Origin of the sequence: Streptomyces sp. NPDC005799, from assembly GCF_040630525.1 — a bacterium.
GTDB lineage: Bacteria > Actinomycetota > Actinomycetes > Streptomycetales > Streptomycetaceae > Streptomyces > Streptomyces griseorubiginosus_B.
The window spans coordinates 19272-34248 of record NZ_JBEXXQ010000022.1 but is presented as its reverse complement, the minus strand read 5'-3'; the positions used below and the strand labels follow the sequence as shown (position 1 = coordinate 34248).

Annotated in this window: 15 protein-coding genes; 10 read left to right on the top strand and 5 right to left on the bottom strand. The window is 70.3% G+C overall.

The features are described 5' to 3' along the window. The first annotated feature begins 3 nt into the window (after positions 1 to 3). Positions 4 to 513: a GtrA family protein gene (locus tag ABZ453_RS22255; RefSeq protein ID WP_359016885.1), complete on the top strand. Its 510-nt coding sequence runs from the start codon at positions 4 to 6 to the stop codon at positions 511 to 513. Positions 514 to 543: 30 nt separating this feature from the next. On the opposite strand, the gene ABZ453_RS22250 is transcribed toward ABZ453_RS22255, so the two are convergent. Beyond that, positions 544 to 1425 carry a hypothetical protein gene (locus ABZ453_RS22250; protein WP_359016883.1) on the bottom strand — a complete coding sequence of 294 codons (882 nt, stop codon included), beginning with the start codon at positions 1423 to 1425 and terminating at the stop codon, positions 544 to 546. Between the two features lie 269 nt (positions 1426 to 1694). Here ABZ453_RS22250 and rplM point away from each other — a divergent pair, with 269 nt between their 5' ends. The 3 genes from rplM to glmM all read left to right on the top strand — a co-directional run bounded on the left by rplM (position 1695) and on the right by glmM (position 4228). Next, the gene (rplM, locus tag ABZ453_RS22245) at positions 1695 to 2138 is read left to right on the top strand and encodes a 50S ribosomal protein L13 (protein WP_133043272.1); all 444 of its coding nucleotides are present in this window, start codon (positions 1695 to 1697) and stop codon (positions 2136 to 2138) included. 41 nt (positions 2139 to 2179) lie between these two features. Further along, a complete protein-coding gene (rpsI, locus tag ABZ453_RS22240) occupies positions 2180 to 2692 on the top strand; it encodes a 30S ribosomal protein S9 (RefSeq protein WP_123974782.1) in 513 nt (170 codons plus the stop codon). 177 nt (positions 2693 to 2869) lie between these two features. After that, complete coding sequence (gene glmM, locus ABZ453_RS22235; protein ID WP_359016880.1) at positions 2870 to 4228, top strand: phosphoglucosamine mutase; 1359 nt, start codon at positions 2870 to 2872, stop codon at positions 4226 to 4228. A gap of 58 nt (positions 4229 to 4286) precedes the next feature. Here glmM and ABZ453_RS22230 read toward each other — a convergent pair whose 3' ends face one another. Both ABZ453_RS22230 and coaA read right to left on the bottom strand, forming a co-directional pair. Next, positions 4287 to 5225, bottom strand: a complete 939-nt coding sequence (locus ABZ453_RS22230; RefSeq protein ID WP_359016878.1) for a DUF389 domain-containing protein — start codon at positions 5223 to 5225, stop codon at positions 4287 to 4289. Positions 5226 to 5241: 16 nt separating this feature from the next. After that, on the bottom strand, positions 5242 to 6231 hold the full coding sequence (gene coaA / locus ABZ453_RS22225; RefSeq protein WP_133043269.1) for a type I pantothenate kinase: 990 nt from the start codon (positions 6229 to 6231) through the stop codon (positions 5242 to 5244). A 142-nt stretch (positions 6232 to 6373) separates the two neighbouring features. On the opposite strand from coaA, the gene glmS reads away from it, so the two are divergent. Further along, positions 6374 to 8221, top strand: coding sequence for a glutamine--fructose-6-phosphate transaminase (isomerizing) (gene glmS, locus ABZ453_RS22220; protein WP_359016875.1), 1848 nt, complete (start codon positions 6374 to 6376; stop codon positions 8219 to 8221). Positions 8222 to 8332: 111 nt separating this feature from the next. Here the strand turns inward: glmS and ABZ453_RS22215 are convergent, their stop codons facing one another. Further along, entirely contained in the window at positions 8333 to 8683 is a 351-nt protein-coding gene (locus tag ABZ453_RS22215; protein WP_359016873.1) for a hypothetical protein, read from the bottom strand. Positions 8684 to 8999: 316 nt separating this feature from the next. Here ABZ453_RS22215 and ABZ453_RS22210 point away from each other — a divergent pair, with 316 nt between their 5' ends. Beyond that, on the top strand, positions 9000 to 9548 hold the full coding sequence (locus ABZ453_RS22210; protein ID WP_359016871.1) for a DUF1062 domain-containing protein: 549 nt from the start codon (positions 9000 to 9002) through the stop codon (positions 9546 to 9548). A gap of 303 nt (positions 9549 to 9851) precedes the next feature. Next, complete coding sequence (locus ABZ453_RS22205) at positions 9852 to 10223, top strand: holo-ACP synthase (protein WP_359016869.1); 372 nt, start codon at positions 9852 to 9854, stop codon at positions 10221 to 10223. A gap of 41 nt (positions 10224 to 10264) precedes the next feature. On the opposite strand, the gene ABZ453_RS22200 is transcribed toward ABZ453_RS22205, so the two are convergent. Further along, a complete protein-coding gene (locus ABZ453_RS22200) occupies positions 10265 to 10714 on the bottom strand; it encodes a hypothetical protein (protein ID WP_359016867.1) in 450 nt (149 codons plus the stop codon). A 94-nt stretch (positions 10715 to 10808) separates the two neighbouring features. Here ABZ453_RS22200 and ABZ453_RS22195 point away from each other — a divergent pair, with 94 nt between their 5' ends. From ABZ453_RS22195 to alr, 3 genes are all read left to right on the top strand, one after another. Then, positions 10809 to 12353 carry an NAD(P)H-hydrate dehydratase gene (locus tag ABZ453_RS22195; RefSeq protein ID WP_359016865.1) on the top strand — a complete coding sequence of 515 codons (1545 nt, stop codon included), beginning with the start codon at positions 10809 to 10811 and terminating at the stop codon, positions 12351 to 12353. Between the two features lie 477 nt (positions 12354 to 12830). Further along, positions 12831 to 13733, top strand: a complete 903-nt coding sequence (locus ABZ453_RS22190; protein ID WP_359016863.1) for a L,D-transpeptidase family protein — start codon at positions 12831 to 12833, stop codon at positions 13731 to 13733. A gap of 45 nt (positions 13734 to 13778) precedes the next feature. Next, positions 13779 to 14948, top strand: a complete 1170-nt coding sequence (gene alr, locus ABZ453_RS22185; protein ID WP_359016861.1) for an alanine racemase — start codon at positions 13779 to 13781, stop codon at positions 14946 to 14948. Positions 14949 to 14977: the final 29 nt, after the last annotated feature.

The following is a 14977-nucleotide window of genomic DNA, read 5'->3' as shown; positions in this document are numbered from 1 at the left end:
ACCGTGAGCGGACGGCATGCGCTTCCGTCGCGGACGGGGAAGCTGTACGGCGAGATCGCGAAGTTCGGCCTGGTGGGAGCCTCGGGGTTCGTGGTGAACCTCGCGGTCTTCAACGCCATCAGGACCTTCACGCAGTGGCAGACGGTCCGGGCGAGCGTCGTGGCGACCGCCGTCGCGATCCTCACCAACTATCTCGGCCTGCGGTACTTCACGTACCGCGAGCGGACCCAGGAGGACCGCGGCAGCAAGCGGAGGGAGATGTCTCTCTTCCTCTTCTTCAGCGCGGTCGGCCTGGTCATCGAGAACGGGGTCCTCTACGCGGCCACCTACGGGCTGGGCTTCGACGGCACGATCGCCAACAACGTCAGCAAGTTCGTCGGCATCGGCATCGCGACCCTGTTCCGCTTCTGGTCCTACCGGACGTGGGTCTTCCGGACGGCCGCCCCGCCGGCCGACGACCCGGTGCCGTCCTACCCGGAGCCGGTGCTGAGCGGGGCCTGGGAGCGGAGCTGACCGGACCGGCGCGCCTCGACGGCGGGCCGGTCAGCCGTTCGCGGCGGCCGAGGCCTGTGCCTCGCCCCGGCGGTTGATCTGGCGGAACGTGAACAGCTGCAGGTCGTTGCCGGCGGCGAAGACGTTGGTGGAGTTCTTCGTCACGTCCTTGCCGTTGGTGAAGCCGACGGTCGTGAAGTAGGCGTAGCGGCCGTAGGAGTTGGCCGTGGTCAGGCAGGTGGCGGCGTTGCAGAAGTCCTTCACGCCCTTGCCGGGAAGGGACGTGACGAAGCCCTTCTTGTCCGACTGGGTCCTGGCCTTGGCCGCCTGGGCCTGGGTGTCGAAGACGGCCACGCCGACCGTCACCGCGACGCCGTCCTTGCTGTAGGTGACGCGCAGCAGACGGGTGCAGTCGTTGCCGGTGAGGATGGCCGGGAGGGTGCCCTTGGCGGCCGACGCGCAGTTCTTGGTGTCGGCTGTGGCGCCCTTCTTGTAGACCGCCGAGCCCATGGTCAGCTGTGAGCCCGGGAAGAGGGTCTCCACGCTGAGCGGGGCCGTGTCCTTGGCCTTGCTGGAGATGAACTCCTTCGGGTCCAGCGGGGGCGGCGCGCTGGTCGGCGCGAAGGACGGGGCCGAGGCGCTGCTGCTGGGGATCGAGGCGCTCGCGGGCAGGTTGGACGGGCTCCCGGAGGCCTTGTTGTCGCCGTTGGCCGACACGACGGCCATGGCGACGGCGGTGCCTATCGCGATGGTGGCCACCGCGGCGCCGCCTATGAACAGCAGCCGGCGCCTTCTGTTGCGGGTCTCGGACGCCTCGGCGAGCGCCGCCCAGTCCGGCGTCCGGCTGTCGCCGCCGCTGTTCCACGGCTGCTGGGATTGCGGTTTCCAGGGATCCCACTGGGACTGAGGTCCCCCCTGCTGCCCAAAGCTCATGGGGCGCATCTTAGTGGGGGTGCGCGTGGTGCCGGTGGGCCTGTGGACAACGGGCTCGTTTTGACCCGCCCGGATGACCCCGGTATTCTGCTTCTTCGTTGTGTATTGGCTCGCTCGTACTCACGAGAGGCCCTTCACACAGGTTCCCTGGAGCAGTTACCAGTGGGCGGCATACGGGCAGTGGCCCGGCATATTTGTCGTCCCCAGCTGCACGATCGCTTCAGTGATGCCATTTACAGCACCCATCCACTGAAGAAGAAGGCTGCGAAGTGCGTACGTACAGCCCCAAGCCCGGCGATGTGACTCGCCAGTGGCACGTCATCGACGCTCAGGACGTTGTCCTGGGCCGTCTCGCCACGACCGCCGCGTCCCTCCTCCGGGGCAAGCACAAGCCGATCTACGCCCCTCACGTCGACACCGGTGACTTCGTCATCATCATCAACGCCGACAAGGTGCACCTGTCCGGCAACAAGCGGACCCAGAAGATGGCGTACCGCCACTCCGGCTACCCGGGTGGTCTGCGCTCCGTCCGTTACGACGAGCTGCTGGACAAGAACCCCGAGAAGGCCATCGAGAAGGCCGTCAAGGGCATGCTCCCCAAGAACTCCCTGGGCCGTCAGATGCTCTCGAAGCTGAAGGTCTACAAGGGTGACCAGCACCCGCACGGCGCGCAGCAGCCGCAGCCGTTCGAGATCACCCAGGTCGCGCAGTAAGTCCGGCCACCCCTAAGACTGAAGAGAATCTGAGGAGAATCGTGGCCGAGACCACTGCCGAGCAGCCGCTCGAAGAGCTTGACATCGACAGCTACACCACGGAGTCGGACGTCCCCGTCGAGGGCGAGTACACCTCCGAGTCCCTCGCGTCCCGCTTCGGCGACCCCCAGCCGGCCGCCGGCCTGGGCCGCCGCAAGAACGCCATCGCCCGCGTCCGGATCGTCCCGGGCACCGGCAAGTGGAAGATCAACGGTCGCACCCTCGAGGACTACTTCCCGAACAAGGTGCACCAGCAGGAAGTCAACGAGCCGTTCAAGGTGCTCGAGCTCGAGGGCCGCTACGACGTCATCGCCCGCATCGCCGGTGGCGGTGTCTCCGGTCAGGCCGGTGCGCTCCGTCTCGGTGTCGCCCGCGCGCTGAACGAGGCCGACGTCGACAACAACCGCGGCCCGCTCAAGAAGGCCGGCTTCCTCCGTCGCGACGACCGTGCGGTCGAGCGCAAGAAGGCCGGTCTGAAGAAGGCCCGCAAGGCCCCGCAGTACAGCAAGCGCTAAGCTTCGCTGCCTGCTCTTCCGCGAACGCCCCGGCGGCACGCCACAGTGCTGTCGGGGCGTTCGTTTATCACCGTCGGGGGCGTATAACGGCACAAGACGCTCAACGGCTTGTGTGATCGGATGCCGCTATCCGATGGGTGTACGCCGCCCGTAACTGACGTTTCCTCAGGAGGACAAGTGGGACGACTCTTCGGCACGGACGGCGTACGGGGCGTCGCCAACGCGGACCTGACGGCCGAGATGGCGCTCGGTCTGTCGGTCGCGGCGGCGCACGTGCTGGCCGAGGCGGGAACGTTCGAGGGCCACCGGCCAACGGCGGTCGTCGGACGGGACCCCCGTGCGTCAGGGGAGTTCCTGGAGGCCGCGGTCGTCGCGGGCCTCGCGAGCGCCGGCGTGGACGTGCTGCGCGTCGGTGTGCTGCCGACGCCCGCGGTGGCGTACCTCACCGGCGCGCTCGGCGCCGACCTGGGCGTCATGCTCTCCGCCAGCCACAACGCCATGCCCGACAACGGCGTCAAGTTCTTCGCCCGCGGCGGCCACAAGCTGGCCGACGAGCTGGAGGACCGGATCGAGGCGGTGTACGACTCCCATCGGCACGGTGAGCCCTGGGAGCGGCCCACCGGGGCGGGCGTCGGACGGGTGCGGGACTACGAGGAGGGCTTCGACAAGTACGTCGCCCATCTGATCGCCGTACTCCCGAACCGGCTGGACGGGCTGAAGATCGTCCTCGACGAGGCGCACGGCGCGGCGGCGTGGGTGTCGCCGGAGGCGTTCTCCCGGGCCGGGGCCGAGGTCGTCACGATCGGCGCCTCCCCGGACGGGCTCAACATCAACGACGGCTGCGGCTCGACCCACCTCGACAAGCTGAAGGCCGCGGTCGTCGAGCACGGGGCGGCGCTCGGTATCGCGCACGACGGTGACGCGGACCGGTGCCTGGCCGTGGATCACACCGGCGCGGAGGTCGACGGCGACCAGATCCTCGCCGTACTCGCGCTGGCCATGCGGGAGCGGTCCGTGCTGCGGGCCGACACCGTGGTGGCGACCGTGATGTCCAACCTCGGGTTCAAGCTGGCGCTGGAGCGGGAGGGGCTGACGCTCGTCCAGACCGCGGTCGGGGACCGGTATGTGCTGGAGGAGATGAAGCAGCACGGCTACGCGCTCGGCGGCGAGCAGTCCGGGCACGTGATCATCCTGGACCACGCGACGACCGGGGACGGCACGCTGACGGGGCTCATGCTGGCGGCGCGGGTCGCGGAGACGGGGCGGTCGCTGCGGGACCTCGCGGGTGTGATGGAGCGGCTGCCGCAGGTGTTGATCAACGTGCCGGACGTGGACAAGTCCCGGGTGAGGACGTCCGCGGAGCTGGCGGCGGCCGTTTCCGAGGCCGAGCGGGAACTCGGGTCCACCGGGCGGGTGTTGCTGAGGTCTTCCGGGACGGAGCCGTTGGTTCGGGTCATGGTCGAGGCGGCCGACATCGATCAGGCTCGGTCGGTGGCGGGGCGGCTGGCCGACGCGGTGAAGTCGGCGTTGGGGTAAGGGCGGGCGGGGCCGGGCCGGGTTCGGGCCGGCGGGAACTCTTGGTGGCGGGCTGTCCCTATGGGGCGCTGATGTTCCGGCGTTGAGAGGCCCACAACCACTTCTGGATCAAGAGGGTCACGGTGCCGGCCAGGACGATGCCCATGAGGTTCAGGAGCAGCTGTTCCGTCGATCCCCAGGCCTGTCGGTACTCGGTGTAGGCGAAGGCCACCGCCGCGTTGGCGGCGGCCGGGACCGTGGTGACCGAGATGGCCACACCCACCAGGAGGCCCGACTTCGCCGAGGTCAGCGAGAGGGTGCCGGCGATGCCTGCCAGGACCGCCACGACGAAGGAGAAGGCGTCGGGGCGGTAGATGAAGTTGGTGTTGGGGCGCTCGGCCTCCAGCCGCACCTTGGTGAACAGGTTGATGCCGTCCATGACGTAGGTGAAGCCGACGGTGATCAGCATGGCCGCCGCGAAGCCGACGAGCAGCGCGATCAGCGAGCGCAGGGCCAGACGCGGATGGCGTTGGACCACCGAGGTGCAGATGCCGGCGAGCGGACCGAACTCCGGGCCCACCGCCATCGCGCCCACGATCAAAATGGCGTTGTCGAGGACGACACCGCAGGCCGCGATCATGGTGGCGAGGGTGATGAAGGCGACGTAGGTGACGGAGAGCGTCGACTCCTCGTGGGTCGCGTCGGTCAGCTGCTCCCAGAGCACCGCGTCCGCGCCCTCGCCCGGGGCCTCCTCCGCCGCCTTGTCGGCCCGCTCGGACAGCGACAGGTCGATGTTCTCGACGGCGATGGAACCGGTCCGGTCCAGTCCCCATTCCCTCAGCGCGCCGATCAGTTCGTCGCCGGCCTCACGGGCGACATCGCACATCACCACGTCCCCGGCGGGGTTGCGGGCGGCGCCGGGCAGGACGACGAGATGAGCCGTCCCGACCGTCTTCTCGATCAGGCGGACCACGTCGTCGGTCCTGTCGGCCGGGGTGATCAGGCGCAGGTGCAGCATGGGCGCAGACTAACGGTCACAACTTGCGCAGGCTCAGGCGCTGGACCTTGTGGTCGGGGCCCTTGCGGACGATGAGGGTGGCGCGGCCGCGGGTGGGCGCGATGTTCTCGACCAGGTTGGGCTTGTTGATCGTGCGCCACAGGGTGCGGGCGTAGTCGAGGGCCTCCTCCTCGGAGACCTGGGTGTACTTCCTGAAGTACGAGTCCGGGTTCTGGAAGGCGGTCTGGCGCAGCTTCTTGAACCTGCTGAGGTACCAGCGCTCGATGTCCTCGCCGCTGGCGTCGACGTACACACTGAAGTCGAAGTAGTCGGCGAGACCGACGCGGGTGCGGCCGTCCTTGCCGGGAAGGGCGGGCTGCAGGACGTTGAGGCCCTCGACGATGAGGATGTCCGGGCGGCGGACCGTGAGCCGCTGGTCCGGCACGATGTCGTAGATCAGGTGGGAGTAGACGGGGGCGGTGACCTCGTCCTTGCCGGCCTTGATGTCGGCGACGAAACGGGTGAGGGCACGGCGGTCGTACGACTCCGGGAAGCCCTTGCGCGACATCAGGCCGCGGGCCTGGAGCTCCCGGGTGGGCAGCAGGAAGCCGTCGGTGGTCACGAGCTCGACGCGGGGGTGCTCGGGCCAGCGGGACAGGAGCGCCTGGAGAAGACGGGCGACGGTCGACTTCCCGACGGCCACCGATCCGGCGACGCCGATGACGAACGGGGTGCCCGACTGCGAGCCCTGTTCGCCCAGGAACGTGTTCAGGGCCCCTCTCAGCCCGTCCGTGGCGCCGACGTAGAGGTTGAGGAGCCGGGAGAGCGGGAGGTAGATGTCCCGCACCTCGTCGAGGTCGATGACGTCACCGAGACCGCGCAGCTTCTCGACCTCCTCGGCGGTCAGCGGCAACGGCGTCTTGTCCCGCAGCGCGCTCCACTCGGTTCGGGTGAGGTCGACGTAGGGAGTCGCCTCCGGCCTCTGCCGGTGGGCGCTCCGGGGCATCGAGGAGACCGGAGAGATCACAGTCCATTGTTAACGGAGTTTGAACGGGGTGGGGGGTGGGGTGCGTCACGCTCGTCCGCGCGGGTTCGTATGCCGTGGGAATTTCCGATTTCGGGCACGATCGCTGTCTTTTCGACGGTGAATCGGCCATAGGCTGCGGGCCATGTGCGGAATCGTGGGATACGTGGGGGCGCAGTCGGCGCTTGATGTCGTGATGGCCGGGCTGAAGCGGCTGGAGTACCGGGGGTACGACTCGGCGGGTGTCGCCGTGCTGGCGGACGGAGGGCTGGCGGCGGCGAAGAAGGCCGGGAAGCTGGTGAACCTGGAGAAGGAGCTGGTCGACCGGCCGTTGCCGACGGGTTCGACCGGCATCGGGCATACACGGTGGGCCACGCACGGCGGACCGACCGACGCGAACGCGCATCCGCATCTCGACAACGCGGGGCGGGTCGCGGTCGTCCACAACGGGATCATCGAGAACTTCGCCGTGCTGCGGGCGGAGTTGGCGGAGCGGGGGCACGAACTCGCCTCCGAGACCGACACCGAGGTCGTCGCGCACCTGCTCGCCGAGGAGTTCTCGTCCTGCGCGGATCTCGGCGAGGCCATGCGGCTGGTGTGCCGGCGGCTGGAGGGCGCGTTCACCCTCGTGGCGGTGCACGCGGACGAACCCGAGGTGGTCGTGGGCGCGCGGCGCAACTCCCCGCTGGTGGTGGGCGTCGGTGAGGGTGAGGCGTTCCTGGCCTCCGACGTCGCCGCGTTCATCGCCCACACGCGGTCGGCGATCGAGCTGGGCCAGGACCAGGTCGTCGAGCTGCGCCGCGACGGCGTGACGGTGACGGGCTTCGACGGCGCGCCCGCGGAGGTCCGCTCCTATCACGTGGACTGGGACGCCTCCGCCGCGGAAAAGGGGGGCTATGACTACTTCATGCTCAAGGAGATCGCCGAGCAGCCCAAGGCGGTCGCCGACACGCTGCTCGGCCGCATCGACGCCGGCGGTTCGCTGACCCTGGACGAGGTGCGGATCAGCGCCTCGGAGCTGCGTGAGGTCGACAAAGTCGTCATCGTCGCCTGCGGTACGGCCTTCCACGCCGGGCTGATCGCCAAGTACGCCATCGAGCACTGGACGCGCATCCCGTGCGAGGTGGAGCTGGCGAGCGAGTTCCGCTACCGGGACCCGATCCTGGGCGCGCGGTCGCTCGTGATCGCCATCTCGCAGTCCGGCGAGACGATGGACACGCTGATGGCCCTGCGGCACGCCCGCGAACAGGGCTCAAAGGTGCTGGCCATCTGCAACACCAACGGCTCGACGATCCCCCGCGAGTCGGACGCGGTGCTCTACACGCACGCCGGTCCGGAAGTGGCGGTCGCGTCGACGAAGGCGTTCCTGACGCAGCTGGTCGCCTGCTACCTGGTCGCCCTCTACCTGGGCCAGGTGCGCGGCACCAAGTGGGGCGACGAGATCGGCGCCGTGATCCGCGACCTCGCACGGATCTCGGTCGAGGTCGACCGCGTCCTGGAGACGATGGAGCCGGTACGGGCGCTGGCGCGATCCCTCGCCGAGAAGAACACGGTGCTCTTCCTCGGGCGGCACGTCGGCTACCCCGTGGCCCTGGAAGGCGCGCTGAAGCTGAAGGAACTCGCCTACATGCACGCCGAGGGCTTCGCGGCGGGCGAGCTCAAGCACGGGCCGATCGCGCTGATCGAGGAGGATCTGCCGGTCGTGGTCGTGGTCCCCTCGCCCAGGGGCCGGTCCGTCCTCCACGACAAGATCGTGTCCAATATCCAGGAGATCAGGGCGCGGGGTGCGCGGACCATCGTGATCGCGGAGGAGGGGGACGAGGCGGTGGTGCCGTACGCCGACCACCTGATCCGCATCCCGGCGACCCCGACCCTCCTCCAGCCGCTGGTCGCCACGGTCCCGTTGCAGGTGTTCGCCTGCGAACTGGCGACGGCCCGCGGCAACGAGGTGGACCAGCCGCGGAACCTGGCGAAGTCGGTGACGGTGGAGTGAGCGGGCGGCGGTAGAACTTCCGGGCGCGGAAAGGGGCGTACGGCCGCAAGGCATGCCGTACGCCCCTCTGTCATCCGGGCCCGATCAGACCCCGGTCAGGCCCCGGCCCGGTCAGATGGCGAAGCAGGTCTTCGGCACCCAGCCGTTCTTGGTGTCGCCGCCGTAGAGCCACTGGTTGCTCGTCTTGCCGCAGGCCGTGTACGAGCCGCCCTTGTAGGACTTCCCGTCGTTGCAGACGGCGCCCTTCGCGCCCTTGGCCCAGATGCCGACGGCCGTGGCACTGGTCTTCGGCGAGGTGCGGACGTTGACGGTCTCCTTGGGCTTGACGTTGACGAGCGCCTTGCTGCAGTCCGTCGGCAGGGTCGCCGCGGCGGCGGTCCCGGCGATGGCGACGGTGCCGGTGAGGGCCGTACCGATGAGGGCGGCGGCGGCGAGCGCGGTGCCCAGAGACTTCAACTTCAAGGTTGTTTCCTCCCGTTACTTGCGATGGTCACCGCAAAGGCTACGGGGAGGAGGGGGAGTTGATGATCTTGGGGGTGCCGAGGGCCGGCGGACCTGGTCGGCTGGGGTTGTGCGCATCGGCGAGTTGGCGGCGGCGAGGAAAACGAGTGGAAGGGCGCTGACTCAGACCCTTACCGTGCTGCCGACCGAGTCGTCTGGGCAAGGACGTGCCGTTGTACACCGTGTGAGACCTCCCGAGCGCTGAATCGTCGCGCGTCGCGCAGGTGCGCCGCGCTCCTTTTTGCTGCGGACTTCTCACTGAAACCGGTGTACTTCTGTGCTCACCAACTGGGTGGTCATGCCCACCTGCCTGCCGCTCGTCCTGCGCCGCTGCCATACGTGCACGTCGGAGCGTTTCCGGGCAAGCGGCAAATTCCGCGTCAACGCGAACCACAAGCTCATCGACGCCTGGCTGCTCGTGCTCTGCACGGCATGCGGGGAAACCGCGAAGCTCACGGTTTTCGAACGGATGAACGTGCGCTCCGTACGACCTGAGTTGCTGGACCGGCTGCACGCCAACGACATCGGCCTGGCAGCCGAGTTGCTCCAGGACCCTGTCGTACGGCGGCGTAATCGCGTCGCCCTCGACTGGGACGGCGCCTGGCGCCTCGACACGGGCGGAACCGATCATCTGGACCGCGAGGTGATCGACGTCTCGGTCCACTTCGCGGCGCGGATTCCGGTCCGGCCGGTGCGGCTGATCGCGGAGGGCTGCGGGCTTTCGCGAGCCGAGGTCGAGCGTCTGATCTCGGAGGGGAAGGTCGTTTCGGCGATCCGCCTGAGCGGCAAACTCTCCGGCGACTTCACTTTCACACTGAAGCGCTGAGCCCTCCTTGGAGCGGGCGGCTGCCCGGTGGATCCGCCGGGCAGCCGCCTGAACGTCTTGTCGGCCACCGAATCTCACGAGGGCCTGCGTCGGGTCTTCCAGGAACGGCCCGAGATCCTGAACCCCGGACAGCCTTCCGGTCACCACCGACGTCAGGACCGCGGCGAGGGCAGGCACAGCCGCCCTTCAGGGACCTGGGGCGGCCCCCGGCACTGCCCACTCGTGGAGAGCGCGGAAGAACTGTTCACCGAGACCGAGGAGGAGTCCTGACCAGGGCTGTCTGACGGACCGTAGAGTGCCCGCATGAGCATCATCGGCGTCGGGATCGACGTGGCTGAGATCGCGCGGTTCGAGGCGTCGCTGAAGCGGACGCCCGGGATGGCGGAGCGGCTGTTCGTGCAGAGCGAGTTGTTGTTGCCGAGTGGTGAGCGGCGGGGGGTTGCCTCGCTCGCCGCGCGGTTCGCCGCCAAGGAGGCCCTCGCCAAGGCGCTCGGGGCGCCGGCGGGGCTGCACTGGACCGATGCCGAGGTGTATGTCGAGGACAGTGGCCAACCGCGGTTGCGGGTGAAGGGGACGGTGGCCGCCCGGGCGGAACAACTGGGCGTGCGGTCCTGGCACGTGTCGCTCAGTCACGATGCCGGCGTGGCCTCAGCGGTCGTCGTCGCCGAGGGATGACTACCGAGTGCGGTGCTGCCGTCCGTCGTGACCCTGGCCGGCTACGGGCATATCCAGCAGTACAACCGCTGTCCCCGCCCCGCCGCCCGTTCCGCCAAGCCGGACAGTTTGTGGAGGAAGTCGGACAGGTCGGACGGGTCCGGTGGGGTGTAGAAGTCGCCCGACGCCGCCCAGCCTTGGGCGACGGCGTCCAGCAGCTGCTTGTCGAAGGCCGCGAGGGCGTCGCGGAAGGTGTCCGTGAGCGAGAGGCTGATCGCTTCTCCGTCCGCGACGACGGCGATCAGCTCACCGCGGCGGGGGTCGGACTTGACCGTCTCCGCCGACAGGCCGGTGATGAGCGTCTCGGCGGGCAGCAGGTCGACCATCGGGTCGATGCCCTTCACCTCCACCTCGTCGTACCCGGCCCCGAAGGGTTCCCCGTCCTCGCGCACGATCGCTCCGGCGGCGTCCCCGTCGTCCGCAGCGGCGTAGTAGCCGTAGATGACTCCCATACGGCCGATCATGGCAGCCGCCACTGACAGTCGACCCCGTGCGGTGGACGGCCTGGGGTGCGGGGCGGGGTGTCGGCGGGGGAGACTCGGTCGCATGCGTACTGCCTACAGCGTGGAGACGGTCAGGAACGCCGAGCGGGAGCTCATGGCGCGGCTTCCCGAGGGGGCGTTGATGCAGCGGGCCGCGGCCGGGCTCGCCGCCGCCTGCGCCGAGATGCTCGGGCGGGTCTACGGCAGCCGCGTCGTGCTGCTCGTCGGGAGCGGGGACAACGGGGGCGACGCCCTGTACGCCGGCGCGCGGCTCGCCCGGCGGGGCGCGGGAGTCACGGCACTGCTGCTCACGCCCGAACGGGCGCACGCCGGGGGGCTCGCGGCTTTGCGGCGGGCCGGGGGGCGGATCGTCGCCGCCAGCGGGAATGCTCACGCTCGTACGCCCGAGCCCGGGACCGGGATCGAGCCCGCGTCCGGGGACCGCATCGCCCGTGCCACCGCCAACTCCGCAGCCGCCGCCGGGTTCGGCGTGGCCGAAGAGGCGGTCCTCCGGGCCGATCTCGTCGTCGACGGCATCGTCGGTATCGGCGGCAAGGGTGGACTCCGGCCCGAGGCAGCGCAGTTGGCCGCCATTGCCGTGGACGCCCGCGTTCCCGTCGTCGCCGTCGATCTGCCCAGCGGGGTCGACGCGGACAGCGGTGAGGTGCCGGGGGAGGCGATGCGGGCCGACCTCACCGTCACCTTCGGCACGCACAAACCGGGGCTGCTGATCGATCCCGCGCACGAGTACGCCGGGTCGGTCAGGCTCGTCGACATCGGGCTGACGGACGTGCTGCCCCCCGAACCCGAACTCGAGGCCCTGCAGCACGCCGACGTCGCCGCGCTGCTGCCCGTCCCCGGTGCCGAGAGCGACAAGTACCGGCGCGGGGTCGTCGGGATCGCCGCCGGGTCCGTGCGGTATCCGGGCGCGGCCGTGCTCGCCGTGTCGGGGGCGCTGCGGGGTGGCGCCGGGGCCGTTCGGTACGTCGGGCCCGCCGGGGACGCCGTCCTCGCCCGGTTCCCCGAGACGCTGGTGTCGGACCAGGGGCCGCAGAAGGCGGGGCGCGTGCAGGCGTGGGTCGTGGGACCGGGGGCCGGGGACGACGCGGCGACCGTCGCCGAGGTGCTGGAGATGGACGTACCCGTGCTCGTCGACGCGGACGGGTTGCGGCTGGCGGAGCGCGATGCCGTACGAGGGCGTACGGCGCCGACGTTGATGACCCCGCACGCCGGGGAGGCCGCCGCGCTGCTCGGCGTGGCGCGGGAGGAGGTCGAGGGGGCGCGGCTCGCCTCCGCGCGCGAACTCGCCGCCCGTTACGGCGCCACCGTCCTGCTCAAGGGCTCGACGACGCTGGTCGCCGACTCCGGCGGCGGGGCCGTACGGGTCAACGCGACGGGGACGGCCTGGCTGGCGACGGCAGGCAGCGGGGACGTGCTGTCGGGGCTCGCGGGGTCGCTGCTTGCGTCCGGCCTCAGCGCACTGGACGCGGGGAGTGTCGCGGCCCACCTGCACGGCCTGGCCGGACGGTTCGCAGCGCACGGGGCACCGGCAGGCGCCCACGACGTGGCGGAGGCGATCCCGGCGGCCTGGCGCGACGTACGGGAATGACGGCCCGGCCCGGCTTGCGGGACTGGCGGTCTGACGTGGTGTGCGGGGCCGACTGCTCGGCACGGCTTGCGGGAGCGACGGGCCGACATGGCCTGTGCGAGGGACGGCGTAGAGCGCGACAGGTGGGGATGACGGGCTGGTTGGACGTTGCGGGACTGACGGCCTCGCTCGACGTGCGGGAATGACGTGCTGGCTCGACGTGCGGGACGGTCGGCCTCGGTCGGCTTGCGGGACTGGCGGTCTGACGTGGTGTGCGGGGCTGACTGCTCGGCACGGCTTGCGGGAGCGACGGGCCGACATGGCCTGTGCGAGGGACGGCGTAGAGCGCGACAGGTGGGGATGACGTGCGGGCTGATGCGCTGACGCGGCTCAGAACTCTCGGTCCGCTCGTTGTCACCCGCGGCGGGGCTCGGCGGAAAGGGTGACCCCGCCGCGCGGCACCCCGGTCCCGCCGTCTCCGCGCGTTCTTCTGATGGGATGATCAGAATCAGAAGGCGTATCGCGTGCCGCGGCCTCGCCGTCGTGCTCGCCGCCGTCACCGTCCTGCCCGTCGGCACCACCGCCCTCGCCGCCCCCGCGCCGCCGGTCCACGCTCCCGGGCCGGAGGTCGAGCTCGTCCCCGGGGTTCCGCCGGGCCCCGCCCAGCCCTGGCAGATCGACACGCCCGACCAGGTGCTCGCGCCCGGCGTGTACACGCCGGGCGCGGAGGAGGACGCCGTCGAGCCGCGGGACGCCGCCCGGGGGACGTACGACCTCGTCGAGTACGTGCCGCTCGCCGACGCCGTCCAGAGGGTCGCCTGCAGCAAGCGGATCGGGCCCTACCAGCGGGGCGTCGAGCGGTGGCTGAAGCTGAAGGTGGACGGCAAGCAGTCGGCCGCCGACTGCCGGGCCATCCGGGCGTTCCAGGTCACGTACGGGATCAAGCCCGCCATCGGGTTCGCCGGGCCCGTCACCTGGGCCACCATGCAGCTCATCGGTGCGCAAGAGAACCCCAACGCCGCCGGGAAGTGTCCCGTGCGCGGATACCGCGTCGCCTGTGTCGATCTCGACCGGCAGCTCACCTGGGTGCAGAAGGGGAAGAAGGTCGTCTACGGGCCCGTGCCGATGCGGAGCGGGCGGGCCGGGCACCGGACCAGGACCGGCTGGTTCAAGATCTACTGGAAGCACAAGAACCACTGGTCCACCCTCTACAACTCGCCCATGCCCTATGCCCAGTTCTTCAGCGGCGGGCAGGCCTTCCATGCCGTCTACGGGAGCATCTACACGACCGTCGGATCATGGGGATGCGTGAATCTGCGGCTCCCGGACGCGCGGAAGCTCTGGGGTGTGCTGAAGACCGGGGACCACGTGTACGTGTGGGGACGGCGGCTCGGAGCGTAGCCGTCCGCCGGGGTTGTCGGACCCCTCTGAGACACTGGGGGCGCCATGACTGAGACAGCCACTGCCCCGACCGCGCCCCTGCGGGCCCGCGCCGAGATCGATCTGGCCGCCCTGCGCGCCAATGTGCGGGCCTTGCGTGCCCGCGCGCGGGGAGCGCAGCTCATGGCCGTGGTCAAGTCGGACGCGTACGGCCACGGCGCGGTGCCGTGCGCCCGCGCGGCCGTCGAGGCGGGAGCCGCCTGGCTGGGGACCGCCACACCCGAGGAGGCCCTCGCGCTGCGGAAGGCGGGGCTCGACGGCCCGCTCATGTGCTGGCTGTGGACGCCGGGTGGGCCCTGGCGTGAGGCGATCGAGGCCGGCATCGACGTGTCGCTGAGCGGCATGTGGGCCCTGGAAGAAGTCACCGCGGCGGCACGGGAGGCGGGCATCCCCGCGCGCGTTCAGCTCAAGGCCGACACCGGGCTCGGCAGGAACGGCTGCCAGCCGGGGGAGGACTGGGCCGAGCTGGTCGCGGGCGCCCTGCGCGCCGAGGCCGACGGACTCCTGCGGATCACCGGGCTGTGGTCCCACTTCGCCTGCGCCGACGAACCCGGACATCCCTCGATCGCGGCCCAGCTGACGCTCTTCCGCGAGATGCTCGCCTACGCCGAGCAGCAGGGCGTCCGCCCGGAAGTGCGGCACATCGCCAACTCGCCGGCCACGCTCACACTCCCCGAGTCCCACTTCGACCTCGTACGGACCGGTATCGCCCTGTACGGCCTCTCGCCGAGCCCCGAGGTCGGCACGCCCGCCGACTTCGGACTGCGGCCCGTGATGACGCTCGCGGCGAACATCGCCCTCGTGAAGCGCGTTCCGGGGGGTCACGGCGTCAGTTACGGGCATCACTACATCACCCCGGGCGCCACGACCCTCGGACTCGTGCCGGTCGGGTACGCCGACGGCATCCCGCGGCACGCCTCCGGCACCGGACCCGTCCTGGTCGACGGCAAGTGGCGGACGGTCGCGGGGCGGGTGGCGATGGACCAGTTCGTCGTCGACCTCGGGGGCGACGAACCCCCGGTCGGCGCGGAGGCGGTGCTGTTCGGACCCGGCGACCGCGGCGAGCCCACCGCCGAGGACTGGGCGCAGGCCGCGGGCACCATCGCGTACGAGATCGTCACGCGCATCGGAACCCGTGTTCCTCGCGTCTACGTGAATGAGGAACAACCGGGGTAACCGCACGGGGTGCGCCCCGCCAAGGTCAG

Bases quoted from the DNA above. Each gene is read 5' to 3' on its own strand.
- ABZ453_RS22190 (WP_359016863.1), top strand. From the start codon at position 12,831: ATGATCAGAATCAGAAGGCGTATCGCGTGCCGCGGCCTCGCCGTCGTG.
- ABZ453_RS22200 (WP_359016867.1), bottom strand. From the start codon at position 10,714: ATGGGAGTCATCTACGGCTACTACGCCGCTGCGGACGACGGGGACGCC.
- ABZ453_RS22195 (WP_359016865.1), top strand. From the start codon at position 10,809: ATGCGTACTGCCTACAGCGTGGAGACGGTCAGGAACGCCGAGCGGGAG.
- ABZ453_RS22230 (WP_359016878.1), bottom strand. From the start codon at position 5,225: ATGCTGCACCTGCGCCTGATCACCCCGGCCGACAGGACCGACGACGTG.
- alr (WP_359016861.1), top strand. From the start codon at position 13,779: ATGACTGAGACAGCCACTGCCCCGACCGCGCCCCTGCGGGCCCGCGCC.
- ABZ453_RS22205 (WP_359016869.1), top strand. From the start codon at position 9,852: ATGAGCATCATCGGCGTCGGGATCGACGTGGCTGAGATCGCGCGGTTC.
- glmS (WP_359016875.1), top strand. From the start codon at position 6,374: ATGTGCGGAATCGTGGGATACGTGGGGGCGCAGTCGGCGCTTGATGTC.
- ABZ453_RS22250 (WP_359016883.1), bottom strand. From the start codon at position 1,425: ATGAGCTTTGGGCAGCAGGGGGGACCTCAGTCCCAGTGGGATCCCTGG.